21 protein-coding genes are annotated in these 21,262 nt (G+C 62.7%); 4 read left to right on the top strand and 17 right to left on the bottom strand.

The genetic code is table 11. The features are described from left to right. Positions 1-9: 9 nt before the first annotated feature. Positions 10-633, top strand: a complete 624-nt coding sequence (ureG, locus tag LOY53_RS14335; RefSeq protein ID WP_010953755.1) for an urease accessory protein UreG — start codon at positions 10-12, stop codon at positions 631-633. A gap of 126 nt (positions 634-759) precedes the next feature. Here the strand turns inward: ureG and LOY53_RS14330 are convergent, their stop codons facing one another. The 11 genes from LOY53_RS14330 to mcpP all read right to left on the bottom strand — a co-directional run bounded on the left by LOY53_RS14330 (position 760) and on the right by mcpP (position 12,506). Then, positions 760-1,485 carry a thioredoxin family protein gene (locus tag LOY53_RS14330; RefSeq protein ID WP_258702824.1) on the bottom strand — a complete coding sequence of 242 codons (726 nt, stop codon included), beginning with the start codon at positions 1,483-1,485 and terminating at the stop codon, positions 760-762. Between the two features lie 96 nt (positions 1,486-1,581). Continuing rightward, positions 1,582-3,783, bottom strand: coding sequence for an LTA synthase family protein (locus LOY53_RS14325; protein ID WP_252824457.1), 2,202 nt, complete (start codon positions 3,781-3,783; stop codon positions 1,582-1,584). A 138-nt stretch (positions 3,784-3,921) separates the two neighbouring features. Beyond that, positions 3,922-5,202 carry a hypothetical protein gene (locus tag LOY53_RS14320; protein ID WP_252824455.1) on the bottom strand — a complete coding sequence of 427 codons (1,281 nt, stop codon included), beginning with the start codon at positions 5,200-5,202 and terminating at the stop codon, positions 3,922-3,924. 46 nt (positions 5,203-5,248) lie between these two features. After that, entirely contained in the window at positions 5,249-6,007 is a 759-nt protein-coding gene (locus LOY53_RS14315) for a hypothetical protein (RefSeq protein ID WP_252824453.1), read from the bottom strand. Between the two features lie 44 nt (positions 6,008-6,051). Continuing rightward, the gene (locus LOY53_RS14310) at positions 6,052-6,732 is read right to left on the bottom strand and encodes a C39 family peptidase (RefSeq protein WP_027594769.1); all 681 of its coding nucleotides are present in this window, start codon (positions 6,730-6,732) and stop codon (positions 6,052-6,054) included. Positions 6,733-6,796: 64 nt separating this feature from the next. Further along, the gene (locus tag LOY53_RS14305; RefSeq protein WP_252824452.1) at positions 6,797-8,296 is read right to left on the bottom strand and encodes a heme utilization protein; all 1,500 of its coding nucleotides are present in this window, start codon (positions 8,294-8,296) and stop codon (positions 6,797-6,799) included. A 51-nt stretch (positions 8,297-8,347) separates the two neighbouring features. Then, positions 8,348-8,920, bottom strand: a complete 573-nt coding sequence (locus tag LOY53_RS14300; protein WP_252824450.1) for an adhesin — start codon at positions 8,918-8,920, stop codon at positions 8,348-8,350. A gap of 1 nt (position 8,921) precedes the next feature. Further along, positions 8,922-9,359: a hypothetical protein gene (locus tag LOY53_RS14295; RefSeq protein ID WP_252824448.1), complete on the bottom strand. Its 438-nt coding sequence runs from the start codon at positions 9,357-9,359 to the stop codon at positions 8,922-8,924. 298 nt (positions 9,360-9,657) lie between these two features. Beyond that, the gene (locus LOY53_RS14290) at positions 9,658-10,209 is read right to left on the bottom strand and encodes an AAA family ATPase (protein ID WP_252824447.1); all 552 of its coding nucleotides are present in this window, start codon (positions 10,207-10,209) and stop codon (positions 9,658-9,660) included. Then, positions 10,206-10,772 (bottom strand): nicotinamide riboside transporter PnuC, encoded by a 567-nt coding sequence (gene pnuC, locus LOY53_RS14285; protein WP_238214891.1) that lies wholly within the window; start codon positions 10,770-10,772, stop codon positions 10,206-10,208. The genes LOY53_RS14290 and pnuC overlap by 4 nt, the downstream gene beginning before the upstream one ends. 99 nt (positions 10,773-10,871) lie before the next feature. Further along, positions 10,872-12,506 (bottom strand): methyl-accepting chemotaxis protein McpP, encoded by a 1,635-nt coding sequence (gene mcpP, locus LOY53_RS14280; protein ID WP_252824445.1) that lies wholly within the window; start codon positions 12,504-12,506, stop codon positions 10,872-10,874. 296 nt (positions 12,507-12,802) lie between these two features. Between mcpP and LOY53_RS14275 the strand changes: the two genes are divergently transcribed. Both LOY53_RS14275 and LOY53_RS14270 read left to right on the top strand, forming a co-directional pair. Next, on the top strand, positions 12,803-13,633 hold the full coding sequence (locus tag LOY53_RS14275; RefSeq protein WP_027594776.1) for an undecaprenyl-diphosphate phosphatase: 831 nt from the start codon (positions 12,803-12,805) through the stop codon (positions 13,631-13,633). Position 13,634: 1 nt separating this feature from the next. Next, entirely contained in the window at positions 13,635-14,039 is a 405-nt protein-coding gene (locus LOY53_RS14270) for a DUF1294 domain-containing protein (RefSeq protein WP_252824443.1), read from the top strand. A 3-nt stretch (positions 14,040-14,042) separates the two neighbouring features. On the opposite strand, the gene LOY53_RS14265 is transcribed toward LOY53_RS14270, so the two are convergent. Both LOY53_RS14265 and LOY53_RS14260 read right to left on the bottom strand, forming a co-directional pair. Continuing rightward, positions 14,043-14,402 carry an MmcQ/YjbR family DNA-binding protein gene (locus LOY53_RS14265; protein WP_186702706.1) on the bottom strand — a complete coding sequence of 120 codons (360 nt, stop codon included), beginning with the start codon at positions 14,400-14,402 and terminating at the stop codon, positions 14,043-14,045. Next, positions 14,395-15,297: a LysR substrate-binding domain-containing protein gene (locus tag LOY53_RS14260; RefSeq protein ID WP_258702823.1), complete on the bottom strand. Its 903-nt coding sequence runs from the start codon at positions 15,295-15,297 to the stop codon at positions 14,395-14,397. Before LOY53_RS14260 ends, LOY53_RS14265 begins: the two co-directional genes overlap by 8 nt. A gap of 132 nt (positions 15,298-15,429) precedes the next feature. On the opposite strand from LOY53_RS14260, the gene LOY53_RS14255 reads away from it, so the two are divergent. Then, entirely contained in the window at positions 15,430-16,041 is a 612-nt protein-coding gene (locus LOY53_RS14255; protein ID WP_252824439.1) for an FMN-dependent NADH-azoreductase, read from the top strand. A gap of 121 nt (positions 16,042-16,162) precedes the next feature. Here the strand turns inward: LOY53_RS14255 and LOY53_RS14250 are convergent, their stop codons facing one another. From LOY53_RS14250 to LOY53_RS14235, 4 genes are all read right to left on the bottom strand, one after another. Further along, positions 16,163-17,368, bottom strand: a complete 1,206-nt coding sequence (locus tag LOY53_RS14250; RefSeq protein ID WP_252824437.1) for an NAD(P)/FAD-dependent oxidoreductase — start codon at positions 17,366-17,368, stop codon at positions 16,163-16,165. Between the two features lie 81 nt (positions 17,369-17,449). Continuing rightward, the gene (locus LOY53_RS14245; RefSeq protein ID WP_252824435.1) at positions 17,450-18,505 is read right to left on the bottom strand and encodes a GlxA family transcriptional regulator; all 1,056 of its coding nucleotides are present in this window, start codon (positions 18,503-18,505) and stop codon (positions 17,450-17,452) included. Between the two features lie 38 nt (positions 18,506-18,543). After that, positions 18,544-19,146 (bottom strand): cupin domain-containing protein, encoded by a 603-nt coding sequence (locus tag LOY53_RS14240; protein WP_027594783.1) that lies wholly within the window; start codon positions 19,144-19,146, stop codon positions 18,544-18,546. A 38-nt stretch (positions 19,147-19,184) separates the two neighbouring features. After that, entirely contained in the window at positions 19,185-21,137 is a 1,953-nt protein-coding gene (locus tag LOY53_RS14235) for an FAD-dependent oxidoreductase (protein ID WP_258702822.1), read from the bottom strand. Between the last annotated feature and the right edge of the window lie 125 nt (positions 21,138-21,262).

Raw genomic sequence — 21,262 nt, 5'->3', positions numbered from 1 at the left:
ACTGCCTTCATGCAAAGCTATCAACAACCCCTGCGCGTCGGTGTCGGCGGCCCGGTCGGTTCCGGCAAGACCGCGCTGCTCGAAGCCCTGTGCAAGGCCATGCGCGATCATTATCAGATTGCCGTGGTGACCAACGACATCTACACCAAAGAGGACCAACGCATCCTCACCGAGGCCGGTGCACTGGAGCCTGAGCGCATTGTCGGCGTGGAAACCGGCGGCTGCCCACACACGGCGATCCGCGAAGACGCCTCGATGAACTTGGCGGCCGTGGAGGCCTTGGCGCGCAAGTTCGGTAACCTTGAGGTTATCTTCGTGGAGAGCGGTGGCGACAACCTCAGCGCCACTTTCAGCCCGGAGCTGGCCGACCTGACCATCTACGTCATCGATGTTGCCGAGGGTGAGAAGATCCCGCGCAAGGGCGGACCGGGGATTACCAAGTCCGACTTCCTGGTGATCAACAAGACCGACCTAGCGCCTTACGTCGGTGCATCGCTGGAGGTGATGGAGCGCGACACCCAGCGCATGCGCCCACAGCGGCCATGGACATTCAGTAACCTGAAGAAGGGCGAAGGGCTGCAGGCGGTGATCGATTTCATCGTTGAGCGCGGCATGCTTGGCGTGCGCGGCTAGCCGGGTGTAGGAGCAGCCTTGTGCTGCGAAGAGGCCGGCGGCTACACAGTGAATGTTCGCTGCTTTCACCGGCCTCTTCGCAGCACAAGGCTGCTCCTACAGGGCACCATTCAGGGTAGGTTTGCATCAGTCATGGCAACAATGCGCTGTGCCGGTCTGCCCTTCATAGCGGTCATGGTGCCGCACCCAGTCCATGGTCCCGGCCTCGTTACGCCCCAACGGCGCAATGTCGAGGAAGTTGTAGGTATTGACCAGAATGTCCAGCCCGCGGGCATAGGTTGAGTACGTGTGGTACACGCTGCCGTCCGCGTCAAGGTAGAACGCACTCAGCCCCGGCAACTCGCTTTCGCTGCCTTCATAGGGCTCATAGTTGTACTGCCGAGGCCCATCGCTGCCCACGCTGACGCCAAAGTCTTCATTAAACCCGCTACCTGCGGACGAGTACCAGGGAAACTGCCAGCCCATGCGCTGGCGAAATGCCTGGAACTCGGCGTAGGGCGCCCGGGAGACGGCCACCAGGGATACATCGTGGTGCGCCAGGTGCAGGTTCGCACCGTCAAAATGGTCAGCCAGGAAAGAGCAGCCGGGGCAACCTTCACGCCAACCCTCGGCGAACATGAAGTGATAGAGCAACAGCTGGCTGCGCCCGGCGAACAGTTGGGCCAGGCTCAGTTCGCCCTCCGGCCCCTGGAATCGATAGGGTTGTTCGACCTTCACCCAGGGCAAAGCGCGACGTGCTGCCGCCAGCGCGTCGCGTTGATGGGTGAAGGCTTTTTCGTGCAGCCACAGCTGCCGGCGTGCTGCCAGCCACTGGCTGCGGGAGACCACCTCATGCCTGTTTTCACTGCTCATGGTGCTGACTCCATGGTAGGGATTCAGCACTGGTCGAGCGGGGCAGGGCCAGATCGACAGGCATCGAAGGTGGTGCGATGAACGGTGGGCCTGGCGTCAGCCCGAATGGGCGATAGGGTCGTCGGTCAGTTCATCCGGCGCGTCGCTTTCCCCAGGTAATGCGGTAATCACACTGAAGTCGCTGACTTCGACCGCACCGCCGCCATACCCCAGCAGGTGGAAGGAAAACGCCTTGCGCTCGGTCGGGTTGTCAAAGCTGAACTCCATCTCTAGTGGCTGATCCGCCGTCACGCGGATTTCTTCTGGCAGCCCCAATGGCACATCTTGCTCCAGCTGCTTGGCCTTGAGCTGAATGTAGGCCGCACGACGTGGGTCCAGCGAGCGCACCTTGACCCGAACACGGGTGTGCGAGCCGCCGGGCATCTCCAGGTACTGCGCACCGATCAGGTTGTCGGCCCAGTCATCGTGAATGCGCTTGCGCAACTTTATCGGTGAGGGGCCGCCGAACTGGTAGCGCAGGTTGAGCGGCGTTTGCAGTAGCGACTGGTCGAGGGTGCCGGCCAGGGTAACGACCTGCTGGCCGAGCATGTCGTCACCGGTGCCGAGGTATCGCGCCTGGTCGGCGATGAAACCTTCGCTGGCATAACGTCGGCAGCGCTGTTGGAAGTCGCATTCGGTGAACACGCCTTGGCCGTTGTGGTAACGCAGCATGCCGTTGGTGTAGGAGATCATCTCGCGCCCGGTGTCGTAATCGCGGTACAGCGAGCGGCCACCCAGTGCAACCGGGATCGGCAAGGCGAAGTAGTCGAGCAGCGACGTGGTCAGGTCGATATGGCCATAGGTGCCGCGCTTGATAGTGGGTAGCTCCGCCTGCTCCGGCGCCAGGGTGAGGTTAAAACCCCACGAGGATGCCAAGCGCACACCGTCTATGCCGTGGGACTCGTCGGAGGTGACTACCACCAGGGTGTCCTTGAGCACACCCTGGCGTTCGAGGTTATCGAGAAACGCGCCGATTGCATCGTCCAGGTAGGCGACGGCAGCCTGCTTGGGCGTGTCGTAGCGCTCGAGGTAAGCCGCCGGTGCCGAATAAGGCTGGTGAGTGCCCACGGTCAGCAGGGTCAGCATCCAGGGTTTGTCTTGTTTCCTCAGCTGGCCGACATAGTCCAGGGCACCTTCGAAGAAGGCGCGGTCGTCCTTGCCCCAAGGGAATTCCAGGTAGTTCTTGTTGCGGAACCACTCCAGGCCATGCACCGAATCGAAGCCGATGTGCGGCATGATGCGGTCCTTGGCCATGAAGCGCAGCCCAGCACCCTGGAGGTAGTGGGTGGTGAAGCCGGCCTGGCGCAACTGCGCCGGCAGGCAGGCCTGGTTACGGTCGTTCTGGGTCAGCAGTTCGACGCCCTTTGGCGTGCCGTTGGCCAGCTTGTCGTAATCACCACACAGCATCGCGTACAGGCCACGGATGGTCTGGTGGGTGTGCAGCACATAGTCTGGGGTGTTCATGCCGCGCTCGGCCCAACGGCTGAGCTTTGGCATCAGATCTTCGTCGAAGCGGCTGTGCAGGGCCTGGCGGTTGGGGCGAATGTAGGCCCCGGGGATGCCTTCGACGGTGATGACCAACAGGTTGCGTGCACTGCCCGGTGCCTTGAGCAGCTTCTGGCCGTGCAGGTCGGACTGGGTCAGGCCACTGCTGGGCAAGGGCGTGACCACCTGCTCCTGGCCGGCCCAGCCCAGTGCCTGGCGCTGCAGGCTGCCGACACCGGCCGACAGCAACTGATGGGAGAGGTTGTACTGCCGCCACTGCTCGGCATCGGAAGGTGCCAGGTGTTGGCTGCCCCAGTGCGCGCCAAACAGCAGCAGCGTAACTGCCCAGGCCTTGCGGGGCAGGGGAGCGACGCGTTGGCCGCGGCTGCCCCAGACGCTGAGCAACCAGCCCAGCAGGCCGGCCGCCAAGAGCCAGGGCAACCAGCCATGCGCGAGGCCGCCGCCGGTTGAGTTTTCCATGAATTGGGAGTCGGTCAGGTAGCCGAGGTCGGCGCTGGTGGGCAGCCTGCCCACCGCGCTCACCAGCTCGGCCGACGCCACCCAGAGCGCCGCCCAGGCCAGCAGAACCGGCAACGCCAGCCACCACGGCCGGCGATGCAGCAGCAAGACCAGCAGGCTGCCGAGGGCCAGGTCGGACAGATAGCCGAGCGGGTTGGACCAACCCAGCATGGCGCGCGTACCCAGTGGGATCACCAGCACCAGGCCCGCCAAAGCGACGAGCCGGGTGCGTGGGTGGTCGAACAGGTTCTTCACAGAAAACTTCCCTTTTGCCATTAAATCGTCATGCAACTGTGCTGAATGATAACAGGCTGGGCCAGGGAAAACGGCGGGCTACAAGGCTGGTAACCAAATGCCGGGCCAGCTTGCGCAGGCCCGGCAGGCGGCTTGGGGTCAGAAGTAGTAGGGGAATTTGAGGCTAAAGGAGAAGTCTGGCGCATCGTCGGTCAGGCCAATCGAGAGGTTGGGCACGATGGTCAGGTTGTTGCTGGCCGCAAAGGTCATGCCGATGTTGAAGTTGGCTGAGTTGTAATCGCTGTTGCTGATCGATTGCCAGTCGCCGCCATCCGGCTTGATCTTGCTCTTGCGCGCAAACTGGTCGGAAACCGAGAACGACATGCTCATCTTCTCGTTCAAGGCAAAGGCGATACCGGCACCGACTTGCCAGGAGTCGCCGAGTTTCACGTCACCCGGTACCTTGCTGTTGACCTGGGGGCTGATGTCGCTGAACGAGTCTTCCATGTTGTAGGTGTAGGAGAGGCTGCCGAAGAGCACGGCGGGGTCGAACGTCTTGACCAGCGAGATGCCCGGTGTGATCGCCCATACGCCGTTGCCGGTCGGCAGGCTTTCTGGCACCGACAGGTTGTCGTTGCCTGGCACCTCGCGCAGCTTGATGCCGTATGGGTCCTTGCCGGTGGGGGCCTTGACCCGCAGTGTCGCCACTGCATCGGGCCAGTTTTCGGACTCGTCCATGAACTTGTAGGCAACGCCGACGTTGATGTCGCCGATTTCTGGGTCGCGGGTAACGGTTTCATCGCTGGTGACCGGGGCTGCACCGCCTGCGCCGCCAGACGAGTAGGTCGATTCGCGGTAGACCACTGGGACGTTAATGTCGAACTGCCAGCGCTGCGCCAGGTTGTAGCGGGCGGTCATGTCCAGGGTCCAGTTGTCTGCCTTGATGCGGTCCAGGTTGATGTTGCCGAGGAAAATCGAGTCCAGCGCAAGGAAACCGTTGAGCACCAGTGCGCGGGTGTCGTAATGGGTGTAGGTGACGCCGGTTTCGAAGCTGAACTTGCCGCCCCCGAAGAAACCGCTGGCCTCGTCGTACAGGTTGGACACACTTTGCGCAGGTTCGGAATCGTCCTTGAGCGATTGGCCATAGGAGCTGCCGGTGGTGCCTGGCGCCCCGGCGGCGACGGTCTGGCCACCTTTGACCGTTTCGGCCGGGGATTTGGTCAACCGTTTAGGCTGCGGCGCCGCAGGGGTCTCCTCCACCTGGCGAACCCGCTGTTCAAGGACCATCAACGCTTGCTGCTGCGCTTCGTAGCGCTGTTTCAACGCCATCAATTCTTGTTTCAGGGCCTCAACCTGTGGGTCGACTGCTGCATAAAGGGCGGTGGATGGGGCCAGGGTAGTCAAACAGACAAAAGCTCTGAACGTTAACGATCGGTGCATGGATTTGCCGTCCCTTCCGACTACTTTTGATGAGACTGAGCGTAGATCAGTATCCGAGAGTGCGAAGACCTTTGAGCTGGTCGAGGCTACCGTTCAGCGAAGCGGCCGTGGGTACGTTCTCGCGCATGACGACGTTGAGGGAGGTGAGGTTGCTGACCTGGTTGCCGTTGCCAAGCAACGTCGTGTTCTGCATCAGGCCCCCTTGGGCCAGGCGTTGCACGGTGCTGCCCTGGTTGTTGGCGGCATTGATGTTGAGCTGCACGCCCACGCCGGTGGACGAAACACTCAGCGCGCCTGCGCCGTTTTCGCCGACCAGGGTCGAGCCTGCGGTCAGTGCCTGGCCCTGCGGCTGGGCCACGGGCGCCTGGTTGGCCTTGGTGACGTTGATGTCGACATTGTTATAGGCGGTGTTGTTGTCGCCCGCGGCACGCACCACCTGGGTCACCCCTTCGGTGGTGTTCAGCCCGCTGCCGCCGCTGACCGCACCGGTGCCGGGCGCAGGGCTGGCACTTTGCGAATGCGCCGCACTGGTCCCTTTTTCGTCGATCATCGACACATAGAACTGGGGTTTAATGGTGTTTTGCTGCACTTGCAGCGTCGACGATGCACCGATCACGTCGCCCTTGGCATTCTGCCAGGTGCTGGTCATGACGATGCCGAAGCTGACGATCCGCCCCGGCATCACATAGCGCCCGCGCAGGTTCGCCAACTCCTGATCCTTCAGCTCGATGGGGGTGAGCGGCTGTGCGTGGGTCGGTAAGCTGGCGGCCAGGCATGCCACGGCTAGCCAGAATGGAATCTTCATTGGATGCTCCCGGAGCGTCGTGCTCCCTATCGTTAGAAGAACCGTTAGAAAAAGTCGCTTTTGATGAAGCCGAAATCCAGCAGCTCTGCATCCTGTACCGGGGTGAAGTTATTGACGCGGCCCTTGGCAGTCAGTGGCAGAGGCGGGTCGAGCAGGGCATTGCCCTTGTCATAACCCTGGCCGATCACGGCGAAGATGATGCCGTTCCAGCCCTTGAGGAAGTCCTCGACCTTGAAGCGCTTGTGGCCCAGCACAGGGTCACCGATGTACACCCAGCCGTTGTCGACCTTTTGCATGACCACAAAGTGCTTGTAGCCACGGATGTCCATCAGCACCACGACCGGGATACGCACGCTGGTCAGGGTTTCGGGTGCTACCCGGTACCCACGGGCGCGCATGCCCAGGCTTTCCACGTAGCGTTTCATGTCGAGCATGGAGAAGCCCTGCGTGCGCACCAGGTCTTGATCGGCGTGCGCCAGCATGCCTTCGATGATGTGTTGTTCGTCCACGTCCAGCCAGTAGGCCTGGCGCAGGATGGTGGCCAGCGCCGCGGCGCCACAACTGAAGTCGGTTTTTTGTTGCACCAGATCGGCGAACTTGCGCTCGCGCACACTCTGGATGGGTTTGAACACCACCGCGCCACCGGGCAGCACGGACAACGGCATTTGTGCAGCTTCGCTCACGCTGGCCAGGCACAGCAAAAACGCCAAGGCGAAAATACGCATGATCGGGTGCCTTCTTGTTCTGGTTGAAAAAGGCCCCCCGCAGGGGGCCTCGAGGCTACAGCCGTTAGAACGAGGTGTTGGAGATGGCCAGCGAGTTGCTTTGCTGGTTGCCCACACCTGCTGCCACGTTGACGCCCAGGTTGCCGCTGCCACCATTCACCGAACCGCTCAGGGTTGCAGTGTTGGTCACAGGGTTGGCCCAGCCGGTTGGGGTCAGCACTTGGAAGGACACGGTGTTGCTCAGGTCATACGAGCTGCTTTCGCTGAAGCTTTTCGACACGTCGTTAGACGATTGATTGGCTTTTTCGCCCGATTTTTCGTACGCAGACTCCGAAGCGTTTGCGTAAGAAGAATCGTGGGCTTTCTCATACGAAGAGTCGCGGGACTTCTCGTACGAAGAGTCGCGAGACTTGTCGTACGAAGAGTTGCGGGTCTTGTCGTAGGAGGAGTCGAACGCTTTTTCGAACGACGAGTCGTAGGCGCTTTCATGCGACTTGTCGATCGAAGCATCGAGCGACGCATTGAGCGAAGCATCGAAGCTGTCGGTACGGGTGCGTTCACGACGGCCATCGTCGGTGGTCACAGTGCGCGTCGCATCGGCGGCAGCAGCCAGGGTAGCGTTCAGGCTGGCACTGCTGGACGAGCTGGCGTTGGCGCTGGCAGAGCCGCTGGCGTTCCAGCTATTGGAGCCGCTGGCAGTGGCGCTGTTCGACCCGCTGGCGTTGGAGCTGTTGGAGCCGCTGGCGTTCGAACTGGCCGAGCCACTGGAGTTCCAGGAGCTAGAGCCATTGTTGCTGGCGCTTTGGGCGCCCGCCACGCTGAAGCTCGAGGATGAGCTGCGGTCATCGCTGGAGGTGAACGAGCCATCGCGAGAGCTCGAACCGCTGGCCGACGTGGTGAAGGTCAGCGTGTCCACACGGTAGGTGCGGTCGGCGCCATTGTTTACGGTCAGGCCTGGGCCGTTCTGGTCGGCAGAGGCGGTTGCGGTGGCATTACCCAATGGCGCATTGGTGTTGGCGATCGCCATGGTGTTTTTCTGTTGGTTGAGGTCGCCGCCTGCAATGTTGACGCCTACGTTACCGGAGGAGCCGTCACCCGAGCCGCTCATCACCGCAGACGATTGGGTAGACCAGTTGTCGACCCGGTTGTTGTTGCTGAACTGGCGAACGTCCGCAGTGGCTTCGGCGGTGCCGAACACGAAGCTGTTGTCCAGGCTCGAGTCGGAGGCTGCGTTGGCGATGGCGGCGGCGTTGTCTTGTTGGTTGCCGTTACCGGCTGCCACGTTGACCCCGACGTTGCCGCTGGCACCGGTGGCGGAGCTGCTCATCTCGGCTTCGTTGACGGTGCCTTGGTTGGTGATCCTGTTGCCGGTGCTGCTTTGGCTATCCAAGGCATTGGCCGTTGCATACACAGGAATCTTGGTGGGTGGAGGCGTGTGCTGACCATTGTTGTGGTGGCCGTTGTGATGGTCATTACGCCGATCGTTTTGCCCAGCTTGTACAGCAACAGCCATGACCGCAGCAATTGCGAAAACCAGAGGCTTGATTGCCATCGAGGGTTTCATGGTGATTCTCCGTACTTTATTTAGGTTAAGTGTTGTTCTTAACTGTTTGGGTCAATCCGCGACCCGTATGCTCAAGGTGTTGGCCATTCGGTTTCCCACCCCGGCACTCTGATTCACCTGAATCACCCCACGGCTACCGGTGAATGCCTGGTCACTGGTCGTGACCTGGCGATGGCCGGGTGCGGTGTCAGCTGGATCGGAGTTGTTGAGCAGCGCCACGTTCTGTTGCATGAGGACGCTGTCGTCGATGCTTTGCGGTTGAGTACTGAGGCTGATGCGCAGTGCGTTGGCTTGCTGGGTGCTGGCACCGGCGCTCTGGTTGACGCCCAGGGCGCCGCTGCCTTGGCTGAAAGCATTGCCCTGGATGCTGGCGGTGGCATCCATGTTGCGGTCGACTGCGGTGCCGAGCCGCTGGCGTATCTGGGTGGAGGCGCTGGCCTCATGGCCCACGGCGATGGCGCGGGCGTTAGCCTGCTGCTGCAGGTCGCCGGCTGCCTGGTTGACGGTGAGGTTGCCCTGGTATTGGCTGCCCGAATCGTCGATGTTGGCGTTGTTGATCACGGGGGATTGCGCAAAAGCCGGCGCACTGCAGAGCGTGGCCAGGATCAGCAGCGTATGCCTCATCTCACTTGCCTCCCGTCAGGATTTGCAAGGGGGCCAGGCCGCGTTGCACGCTTGAGTTGACCATGTTGGAGATGCCGTTGCCTGAACCTGAGCCGCGCCCAGCAGCGAGGTTGGGCAGTTGCGTCTGGTTTGTGACGTTGCCGCCAATGTTGTTGGTCTGTTGCGTGACCAGGGCGCTGATACCGGCACCGCTGCTGATGTTGGCAAAGTCGCCATCGCTCAGCTCATGGGTTTGCTTGAGAATCTGCGCCGACGGGTTGGCGTTGACGGTGGTCGGGCTGGGGTCGGGAATCAGCGGCGGGATGGTCGCGTTGCGCGTCTGCACATCGCGGGTAATGGTGATGATCCCATTCTCGGCCTGGGCAGGCAGGCTCAAACCCGATCCGACGATGCTACTGACCAGCAGGAGCCGATAAATGCCTTTATCAAAATTCCCCACGATGGCAATTCCTTCTTTTGAGCGCTGGCCCTATTCAGCGTTGCGAATAAGAGAGCAGAAGGTGTGCCGCTTTCAGTTAATGCTGTTGAATCAACACGTTGGGAAGAAAAGCTGAAGAAGAGCGGCTTTTTTTGTATCACCGCTGAAACAGAGCATTTGGCCAGGCACTGGCAAAGCCAGCACAGGCCGTGCCTGGAGGGATTTTTGCAGGGGTGTTTCACGAGGTTGACACTGCCCCCGGAACAGGGGCAACCCCCGCATTTGCGGGGACTATCACCCACCAGGGTGTGTCAGTGGCTTAACACTCGGTGGGGCAGGCTGGCGCATCGCTATCAAGCAGCGTAGCGACTGCTTGCAAGGCTTGCAACTGGCGTTGCGGCCAATTGCCATCAATCACCAAAAGCGCTTGTTGATGGCGTTGCAGCCACTGCAGGCTGTCGTCGAAAAAGCGCTGACGATCGTTCAGGTCGGGGTGGCAACGCTGGCCATCGGCAACCCAGTCCACGCCTTGGGGGCTCAGTAACAGGTGCAGGTCGTAGTGCCGAGCAAGCAAGGCCTGTTCCAGCCAGGCCGGGCAGTCGTCGAACAGGGCGCGGCTCCAGAGCATGTTGCTGAGCAGGTGGGTGTCGAGGATTAACAGTTCGGGCGCTTGCGCGCGGGCGCGGTCTTCCCACACGAGCTGGCCCTGGGCGATGGTGGGGATGTCGGCGTAGCAGGTGTCGCGGCATTCCTGGTCGATGAAGTGGCGCACGTATTCAGCGACCACCACGCCCCCGAAATGCGCCTGCAGCACGCCACTGAGCCAGCTCTTGCCGCTGGATTCCGGCCCGCACAGCACCAGCACCTTCATGCTTGCACCAGTGCTGGGTCACGGCGCCATTCCAGCCAGCCACGTATGGCGATCAGCGTGAGCACCGCGAAGAAGCCTGCGGTGAAATACAGTTGCTGATGCAGGTACTGGCCGACATAGACGATGTCCACCACAAACCACAGTGGCCAGCATTGCAGGCGTTTCTGTGCCATCCACAGTTGCGCGACCAGGCTGAAGCCGGTCAGCGTGGCGTCGAGCCAGGGCAGGGCGGCATCGGTCCAGTTGGCCATGGCTGCACCGAGGGCCGTGCTGAGCAGTGCGCCGAGTGCGAGCCCGGTGCACAGCGCGCGCGCGTGCAGGCGTGTCACCTGGCGGGCATCGTGCGCACGGCCCGGGCGCTTCCATTGCCACCAGCCGTACAACTGCAACAGGGCGTAGGCCACTTGCAGCAACATGCCCGAGTACAGCTTTACCTCGAAGAACAGCCAGCCATAGATCAACACCATGACCAGCCCGATCGGCCAGCACCAGGCGTTCTGCTTGACCGTGAGCCAGACAGCGGTGACGCCGAGTACGGCGGCGATGAGTTCAAGGCCGGACATCGGCGATCCTTGGAGAGGCGATAAGAGGGGCGCGATTGTAGCTTGTCGATAATGGAAGGAGTAGTGCAGGAGCGCCCCGGCAAGGCCGCTCCCACAGGGTTACACGCGGAACTGCCGCAGCAGCTGCTCCAGTTCCTCACTCAACCGCCCCAGCGCCGCGCCTGCATCACTTGACTGGCGCGCCGCCTCGGCGGTCTGCTGGGACAAGCCGGCGGTATCCAGCACATTGCGGTTGATCTCTTCGACCACATGCGATTGCTGCAAGGTGGCACTGGCGATGGACGCGTTGAGCGCGGTCAGGTTGTGCAGCACCTGGCTGATGGCATCCAGGCTGGCACCGGCTTCGCGGGCTTGCTCGATGGTTTGGCGCGAAGCCTCGCTGCTGGTGTCGATAGCCCGCACTGCCGCGTCCGACTGGCCTTGCAGGTGCTCGATCATGGTATGGATTTCGGCCGTGGACTGAGCGGTGCGCTGGGCCAGCAGGCGAACCTCGTCGGCGACCACCGCAAAGCCACGGCCCTGTTCACCGGCGCGTGCCGCTTCGATAGCCGCGTTGAGGGCGAGCAGGTTGGTCTGCTCGGCGATGGAGCGGATCACGTCTAGCACACCCCCAATGCGCGTGCTGTGCCCGGCCAGGTCGCGAATCACCTGGACAGCCTGGTCGATGGTCGCCGACAGCCGATCGATCTGTTCCAGGCTGCCGTGAATGGCCTGTTGGCCATGCTGCACTTGTTGCTGCGCAGCGCGCATTTCCCCGGCGGCCTGCTCGGCTGTCTTGGCCACATCCTGCACGGCGTAGGTGACTTCGTTGACGGCCGTGGCCACCTGCTCCATCTGTTGTGATTGCTGGGCACTGTGCTGTTGCGCCGCCCCGGCGTTGTCACCGACATGGCCGGCGGACCTGGCTAGGTCATGGGCGGCGCCCTGCAGCTGGCCGACCACGCCCTGAAGCTTGCCGTTGAAGCGGTTGAAGTGCTCGCCCAAGTGCGTGATTTCGTCACGGCCGTGGGTGTCCAGGCGTCGGGTCAGGTCGCTTTCGCCACTGGCGATTGTGCCCATGGCCTGCACGGCCTCCTGCAAGGGGCGGGCGATACTGCGGGCAATCAGCATGACCACCAGTGCCATCAGCAGGGCGATGCCCAGGCCGACCAGCGATGCGTCGCGCAATTGCCGGGCAAATTCGGCCTGCACGTCATCGATGTACACGCCTGAGCCGATAACCCAGCCCCACGGCTTGAACAGCTGTATATAAGAGGTTTTCGCCACCGGTTCACTGGCGCCGGGTTTGGGCCAGCGATAGTTGACCGGGCCGGCGCCCTGGCTGCGGGCGAGGTTGACCATTTCGTTGAACACGGCAAAGCCGTCGGGGTCGCGAATGGCAGACAGGTCCTGGCCGTCGAGCTTGGGGTTGGCCGGATGCATGATCATCTTCGGCCCCAGGTCGTTGATCCAGAAGTAATCGTCGTGGTCGTAACGCAGGGCGCGCACCACCTGCAACGCCTGTTGTTGGGCGGCATCGCGGCTCAGCGTGCCGGCCGCCTCCAGGCCTTGGTAATAGGCCAGTACACCGGCTGCGGTCTGCACCACATGGCGGGTCTTTTCCGCCTTGGCGTGATACAGGTCGCCATGGATCTGGCGCAGCATCAGCAGGCCCAGGACTACCAGCATCGCCACCGCCACCAGCAGAATCAGCCACAGACGACGGCTGATCGACATCGATCTCAGGGTTTTCATCCAGGCACTCCCGCCTTGTTCTTGTTATTCAGGTGCATCCAAGCATGCTTTGCGACAAGCCCCCACTCGACTAATGGCTAAGTGCTAGTCTGGTCGTAGTCTGCAGCAACGGAGCAAGCCATTGCAAAGCGGCTTTGATAGGATTTCGGCCGCGCAAGATGAAACCTTTAGGTGGCGTGAACTTTTCCACTGGCGTTACGCCCAACAGTCGCTGTAAAACAGCCGGGCCGTGTGCGGCAACTTCAAGTAAATCAAGAACAAGGGGCCTGCAGCAGCAGCGCTCCATCGGGGGAATGATGGATTTTTGGACTGCCTTTCAGGCAATCATCTTAGGCGTGGTCGAAGGGTTGACGGAGTTCTTGCCGATCTCCAGCACCGGGCACCAGATCATCGTCGCCGACCTCATCGGCTTTGGTGGCGAACGGGCCATGGCGTTCAACATCATCATTCAGCTTGCCGCCATCCTGGCGGTGGTGTGGGAATTCCGACGCAAGATACTCGACGTGGTCTTTGGGCTCACCACCCAGCCTACGGCGCGGCGCTTCACCGGTAACCTGCTGCTGGCGTTCATGCCGGCGGTGGTGTTGGGCGTGCTGTTCGCCGACCTGATTCACGAATACCTGTTCAACCCGATCACCGTGGCTGCGGCCCTGGTGGTGGGCGGCGTGATCATGCTCTGGGCCGAGCGCCGTGAGCACCGCGTGGAGGTTGACCACGTTGACGAAATGCGCTGGAGCCATGCCTTGAAAATTGGTTTCGTCCAGTGCCTGGCCATGATTCCGGGTACCTCGCGTTCCGGCTCGACCATCATTGGTGGCCTGCTGTTTGGGCTGTCGCGCAAGGCCGCGACCGAGTTCTCGTTTTTCCTGGCGATGCCGACCATGGTCGGTGCAGCGGTGTACTCGGGTTACAAGTACCGTGACTTGTTCCAGCCAAGCGACTTGCCGGTGTTCGCCATCGGCTTCGTGACCTCGTTCATCTTTGCCATGATCGCTGTGCGCGCGTTGCTCAAGTTCATCGCCAACCACAGCTATGCAGCGTTCGCCTGGTACCGCATTGCCTTTGGCCTGTTGATACTGGCCACCTGGCAGTTCGGTTGGGTCGACTGGTCGACGGCGCACGGTTGATATGGCCAAAGCTCAAAGCGAGGAGGGCGTACGTAATGTGCGCCTGAAACTGCTGGTGTTGGGCGCGCTGTGCCTGCTGCCGGGCCTGGGCGCGGCGCAGATGGCCTGGAGCGATCAGTCCTGGTTGCCGTTGGCGCTCTACCCGGCGGTAAGCCTGATCAGCCTGCTGCTGTACTGGCAGGACAAACGACAGGCACGCAGCCAGGCCTGGCGCACGCCAGAAAAAGTGCTGCATGCCAGCGAGCTGTGTGGCGGCTGGCCTGGGGCGCTGGTTGCCCAGCAGATGTTCCGGCACAAGACGCGCAAGCTGTCGTATCAGCTGGTGTTCTGGGGGATTGTGCTGCTGCATCAGGTGTTCTGGGTGGATTACCTGTTTTTGGGGCGCCACCTGCTCTCCGCCATCTGATCATCAGATCAACAAGCCCACCTGCAACCGCTTCGCCAGCTTTCGCACCACCAATTGGTGCGAACGCTGCAGCAGGTCACACAGCTCGTCGCGCCCCATGGGGTAAGGCGGCGCCATGCTGACCCACCGCGCCCGGGCCAGGTAGGGCGCGGGACGCACGCCGGGGCGGTCGCAGTAGCCCAGAAACAGCTCATCGGCGACCTTGAACGATAACCCCGCGCCCGCCAGGTCGAGCACCGCGAACATCTTGTTGCCCGCGACCGAAAACACCCGGATACCGCCCCACTTATAGTCTTCCCGCGCACCGGGCAGGCTCAGGCAAAAGTCCGCCACCTGGTCTTCGGTCATTTTCTGCTTAGACATAACGCTCCCCACAGGCCTCGAACGACGCTGCCAGATGATCAATCCATACCCGTACGGCCGGCAACACGCCGCGCCGGTGAGGGTACACCGCCTGCAGATACCCACCCGGCAATGACCAGTCCGGCAGCAGCCGCACCAGCTCGCCACGTTCCAGTTCCTCTTCGCAGAACATACTGGGTAGCGCAGTGAAGCCCAACCCGGCGCGGACCGCCGCATTGCGCACTACGAAATCATCGATGGCCAGGCGTGGCTCCAGGGCAATTTCCTGTTGGCGACCATTCGGGCCGAGCAGGCGAAAGTGTACCAGCCGGTCAGCTTCGGCCGCGCCCAGCACCGGCAATGAGGCCAGCTCGCCCGGCTCGCGAATGTGGTCGGCAAAGCCTGGTGCGGCGACCAGTTGCATCTGCGCCTGGCGCAGCCGGCGGGTAACCAGGGCCGGATCCTCGTCGCCCAGATCACGCACGCGTAAGGCTACGTCGATGCCTTCAGAAATCAGATCGACCCGGCGGTTGAGCAGGACCATGTCCAGTTGCACCAGTGGATACTGTGCGAGAAAACGGCTGATCACGTCCGGCAGAAACGCATGTGCCAGTGCTACCGGGCAGGACACCCGCAGCCGCCCGCGTGGTTCGCTGCTCATGCTGGCGACGGCCTCGTCGGCGGCTTCTGCCTCCAGCAGCATGGCCTGGCAGTGGTGCAGGTAGCGCTCGCCCACAGCGGTCAGCTTCAATTGCCGCGTGGTGCGCTGCAGCAGGCGTGTGCCCAGGCGCTCCTCCAGCTCGGCGATGCGCCGTGACAGGCGTGATTTAGGGATGCCCAGCTGGCGCCCGGCAGCGGCGAAACCGCCGGCTTCGACCACGCGTGCGAAGTAGAAGAGGTCGTTGAGGTCTTGCATGGGAATGTCTCACTGTTCCATCTGTGGGACAAACTAACGCATTTTTGCCTGCTTATCAGCTATTCGTCATCCCGGTAGGATTCTCCCCATCGTGATCGCCCAATGCCGCGGTCTTCATTACAGGAGAGTCCCATGAAACTGTTGCACATCGATTCGAGCATCCTGGGCGACAATTCCGCCTCCCGCCAGCTGAGCCGCGAAGTGGTCGAAGCCTGGAAAGCCACCGACCCAAGCCTGGACGTGGTCTACCGCGACCTGGCTGCCGACGCCATCGCCCACTTCTCCGCTGCTACCTTGGTGGCCGCTGGTACCGCTGAAGACATGCGCGATGCGGCCCAGGCCTTCGAAGCCAAGCTGAGCGCCGAAACCCTGGAAGAATTCCTCGCCGCCGACGCCGTTGTGATCGGTGCGCCGATGTACAACTTCACCGTGCCGACCCAGCTCAAGGCCTGGATTGACCGCGTAGCCGTTGCCGGCAAGACCTTCCGCTACACCGAGGCCGGCCCAGAAGGCCTGTGCGGTAACAAGAAAGTCATCCTGGTATCCACCGCCGGTGGCCTGCACGCGGGCCAGCCGACGGGTGCCGGCCATGAAGACTTCCTCAAGGTGTTCCTGGGTTTCATCGGTGTCACCGACCTGGAAATCGTACGCGCCCACGGCCTGGCCTACGGTCCAGAGCACCGCAGCCAGGCCATCGATGCCGCACAGGCCCAGATTGCCAACGAGCTGTTCGCAGCTGCCTGATTGCAGTAAAAGGGGGGCGCCTTGCGCCCCATCGCCGGCAAGCCGGCTCCCACAGAGATAGCGCCAACCTCAGTTCTGGCGCTGTACCTGTGAGAGCCGGCTTGCCGGCGATTCGGCTGTGTCAGGCGACCGGTATCGTCGGGTCAGCCGCCGCCAGCGCCGCCGCACGATCGTTCGCGGCCGGTGGGTAGATCCAGACCGTGTTGATCTGCGATTTGAGCACCTTGGCCTCTGCCTTGTCTTCCGGTGGCGACACCTTGCGCTCCCAACCTTCGGTATACACTGCGCCCCAGGCGCCCAGGTCGAGGCAGGTGACGTACTTGGGCTGACTGTAGGTCATCGGTGTCACGCCGATCAATTCGGCCACGGCATTGTTGCCGGCGTAGCGGCCCAGCGGGATCGCATGCTGGCAAGACATCACCGCATAGTTGCCAGCCTCGTCGCAGGCGGCATAAGCAACGTCCCCCGCCGCGTAGACCGCGTGGTTACCCTTGACCTTGAGGTTGCCGTCCACGTGCAGCCGACCTTGGCGGTCCCGGTCACCGCTGATCTGCTCGGTCAATGGGTTGGCCTTGAACCCCACCGTCCAGATCACGGTACTGGCATCGATCCGCTGGCCGTTATCCAGCAGTACGCCGTCGGGGTCCACCGAGGCCACGGTTGCGCCGCAGATCCATTCCACCCCCAAGGCCTCGGATGCCTGCTCGATCGCGGGGCGAATGCCATCACCCAAGGCCGCGCCGATCCTGGCGCCACGGTCGATGACTACTACACGCAGTGTGGCCTGTTCACCGAGGATGTTGCGCAAGCGCGCGGGCAACTCGGTGGCAGTCTCGATGCCGGTGAAGCCCCCCCCGGCCACCACCACGGTGTTGCGGGCAGGGGTGTCCGGCAGGCTGGCCAGGGACTTGAGGTGCGCCTCCAGGCGCGCCGCGCTGTCGATTTTGTCGACATCGAAAACATGCTCGATACCGACCATGTCTGGCCGGTTGAGCACACTGCCGCAGGCCATGATCAGGCGGTCATAAGCTAGCTCGCACTCGGTACCGCTTTGCGTGCGATAGCGCACGCGCCTGGCAGCTTCGTCGATGTGGAAGGCCGTGCCTTGCACAAAGCGTACGTTTACTGCCTCAAACAGCGCCTCCAGTGGCGCGGCCATGGTATGTACATCAGGTTCGTAGAAGCGCGGGCGTACATGCAGTTCGGCCTGCGGCGCGAGCAGCGTTACCTCGACATCATTGCGACCGTTCAAGTCCAACTGGCGTATGGCGCTCAGGGCGCTCCAGAGGCCAGCAAAACCCGCGCCAATGATCAGGATATTCTTCATCGTTGTGCTCCTGGAATGTCCGGGTACTCAAGGTAGCCCGTGTTTGAGGAGACCGATGTTACGAGCGACGAGCGTCAGGCCCTAGGCCAAAGAACCCTGAATTTCGGCCAACGAAACAGGCCGAGCAAAGCGGGCGCGGTAGTCACGCGGTGTAACCGCCAGATGACGCTGGAATGCCAGACGCATGCGCTCTTCGCTGCCGAAGCCGCACTGGCGCGCGACCTGCTCGATGTGGCTGTCGGCGCTTTCCAGCAGGCGCCGGGCGGCTTCCAGGCGGAACACTTCAATGGCTTTGGCCGGTGTGCGGCCGGTCTTGAGCTTGTACACCCGAGTGAAGTTGCGCAGGCTCATGTGCGCCTGTTCGGCCAAGTGTTCGACGCTCAGCCGTGGCTCGCCAAGGTGTTCGTTGAGCCACAGGTGCAGCGCTTCGAACTCACTGCAATCGCGCCCCTGCAGCTTGAGCAGTTCACTGAATTGCGCCTGGCCGCCGGGGCGCTTGAGAAAGACCACCAACTCGCGTGCCACCTGCATCGCCACTTCACGGCCGCAGTCCAGTTCGACCAGGGCGAGGGCCATGTCGATGCCGGCGCTGACCCCGGCCGAGGTCCACACCGCGCCTTGCTGAACGAAGATCGACTCATGATCTACCTGCACCGCCGGGAAGTCGCGGCGCAATACCTCGCACATGGCCCAGTGGGTGGCGGCGCGGCGCCCATCCAGCAAGCCGGCGCTGGCCAGCAGAAATGTGCCGCTGCACACCGAAGCAGTACGCCTGGCCTGCATGGCGGCGCGGCGCAGCCAGGCCACCAGCGGCGCGTGGTCGGGGAGGGTGCGGATGATGTCCGGGGCACCGGGTACGATCAGCGTGTCGACAACCTGTGCCATCACGGTGTCCAAGGATTCTGTCGCCACCACCAGGCCTTCAGCGGTTTGCTGCAGGCCGCCGTCAAGGCTGGCGGTGTGTACCCGATAGCCTGGGCGGCCGCGTTCGGCCATGGCCTTGGTGGCGGCCCAGAACACCGTCTGGGCGCCCGTGAGGTCGAGCAGGCCCATGTGCGGATAGGCGACGAAGACCACGACGCGAGGGTGGTCGACCGGTTGCAGCGCAGGCTCAAGCTGGTGGGCGTGTTCAGTCATTGGCGGATGGCCTGATCGAAAGTGACCGCTTGGCGGGCTCAAAAGGTCGGTGGCGTGATCACCCAGATCACCACGGCATCCACGTCCCCTGGGTTGCCATAGCGATGCGGCTCCTGGCTGGAGTAGCTGAAACTGTCGCCTTCGCCCAGCTGAAAGTAGCGCTCGCCCACCCACAGTTCAAAACTGCCGCTGAGAATATACCCTGCCTCTTCGCCGTCATGGCTGTAGCTCTGCTGGCTGTAGGTGCCCGGTGGAAAGCGCGAGTGAAGCATCTCCAGCTCGCGGTTGGGCTGGGGTGTAAGCAGTTGGTCGACGATGCCGTCCTCATAATGCACGCTGAGGCGGCTGTTACGGCGTACCACGTAGCCCTGGTCCTCTGGCGCAGTGCTGGCCTCGCTGGCAAAGAACCACTGGATGGTCACACCCAGGCTGCGGGCGATGTTGAACAGTGCCGGAATCGACGGGTAAGAGAGGTTGCGCTCCAACTGGCTGATGTAGCCGGCCGTCAGCTCGCTCTGTGTGGCCAACTCCGCCAGGGTCATGCCGCGGCGCTTGCGCAGGCCGCGGATGCGGGTTCCCAGAAACTGCGGCGCGGCGCTGCCGTCGTCGGTGGCGGAGGGGGGCTGCGGGAGTTGGCTCATGCACGTCGGTCCGTCGGAAAACGGCAGTATGTACAGCCTCAGAGCGCCCAGGCAACCGTCAGGCCATCGTGAATCGCCTCCTCGGCGGTACGCGGTGCCAGGCAGTCGCCGATGCGCCGAACTTCGACCAGGCCGGCCAGCTCCGCCGCCAAGGTGTCGTTTGGCTGGTGGCCCAGGCACAGCACCAAGGTGTCGATGCCTTCGAAGATCATCGGTTCGCCGCTGGCCGTGTGCTGCAGGTACACGCTGTTGTCATCGCAGCCATACAGGCGGGCGTAGGGCGTGATGGGAATACCCAGGCGGTGCAGCTCGCCAGCCAGTAGATCGCGCACGTACAGCGGCAGGTTCTCGCCGCAATGGGTGCCGTTCACCGCCAATTGCACTTGATGCCCCTCGCGCGTCAGGCGCTCGGCAATACCCGGGCCGATCCAGTCGCAACGCCAGTCGATGACCAGGACCGAGCGCCCTGGGCTGGCCTCGTTGCGCAGGATTTGCCAGGCATCCACTACCTGCAGTTCGCCGGCGCGCTCGAATGCCGGCCAGTAGGGCGTGGCGCCGGTGGCGGCAATCACCAGGTCAGGCCGCTCGCGCTCGACCAGTGCGCGGTCTACCCGTGTGTTGCGCACCACCTCCACGCCAGCCAGGGCCATTTCCCGCTGCAGGTTGGTGCTGGCGCCGCCAAACTCGCTGCGCCGGGGTAGCAGTTGCGCCAGCAGCACCTGGCCACCCAGTTGCGGGCCGGCCTCATACAGGGTGACGTGGTGGCCGCGCGCGGCGGCGACGGCGGCCGCCTTCATGCCTGCGGGGCCGCCGCCCGCAACCAGGATGCGCTTGGGGGCCGGGGTGGGCGTCATCTGGCCGTACTGCAGTTCGCGGCCGGTTTCTGGCCGCTGAATGCAGGAAATTGCCAGGCCGCGGTGAAAATGCCCGATGCACGCTTGGTTACAGGCAATGCAGGCGCGCACATCCTCAACCCGGCCATGCTCGGTCTTGGTCGGCATTAGCGGGTCGCAGATCAATGCGCGGGTCATGCCACACACGTCGGCTTGGCCGCGTGCCAGGATCAGCTCGGCCTCCTGGGGTTGGTTGATGCGCCCGGTGACAAACAGCGGAATGGCCAGGCGCTGCTTGAACGTGCCGGCTTCGCGCGCCAGGTAGGCTGGCTCGATGGCCATGGGCGGGACGATATGCACCGCGCCCCCCAGGGACGCCGAGGTGCCGGCGACGATGTGCAGGTAGTCGAGTTGGCCTTGCAACGCTTCGGCGGCCGCCAGCGACTCGTCTTCGCTTAGGCCTTCACTGTCACGCTCGTCGGCGCTGATGCGCAGGCCGACGATAAAGTGTTCGTCGGTGGCCGCCCGCACCGCCGCCAACACTTCGCGCAGAAACCTCAGGCGCTGCTCCAGGCCGCCGTTGTAACCATCGGTGCGCTGGTTGACCCGCGGATTGAGAAACTGCGCAGGCAGGTAACCATGGCTGGCGACCACTTCGACGCCATCCAGCCCCGCCTGGTGCAGGCGGCGAGCGGCGCTGGCATAGCCCTGGATGATTTCATCGATCATCGGCTGGTCCAGCGCGCGCGGCATCACCCGGAAGCGCTCGTTGGGCACCGACGAGGCCGAATAGGCCACTGCCAGCAAGCCGTCGGCAGATTCCATGATCTCCCGCCCCGGGTGAAACAGCTGCGACAGCACCACGGTGCCGTGTTCATGGCAGGCCTCGGCCAGGCGCCGGTAGCCCTCGATGCAGGCATCGTCGGTGGCCATCAGCACGTGGGAGGTGTAGCGGGCGCTGTCATGCACACCGGCCACCTGCAGCACGATCAGGCCAACCCCACCGGCGGCGCGGTCACGCTGGTAAGCGATCAGCTTGTCGTTGACCAGGTTATCGGTGGGCAGGCACGTGTCGTGGCCGGTGGACATGATGCGGTTCTTCAGCCGCTTGCCGCGAATCTGCAAGGCTTCGAACAGGTGGGGAAAGGCGGTTTGCATACGGGCGGCTCCGGTGCGGTGTTGTTCTTGTTTTGTTTATAAAAGTGTACCCCTAGTAAAAAATCAACTTGTTTTTTTACTGAGGCACGGCTAGGTTTTCTTCACCCTCACTGGTGAGGGCGTGA

The sequence above is a fragment of the Pseudomonas sp. B21-031 genome (genome assembly GCF_024748985.1).
Taxonomy (GTDB): Bacteria; Pseudomonadota; Gammaproteobacteria; order Pseudomonadales; family Pseudomonadaceae; genus Aquipseudomonas; species Aquipseudomonas kermanshahensis.
The sequence above is the reverse complement of the archived record's forward strand: the minus strand, read 5'-3'. Positions and strand labels throughout refer to the sequence as shown.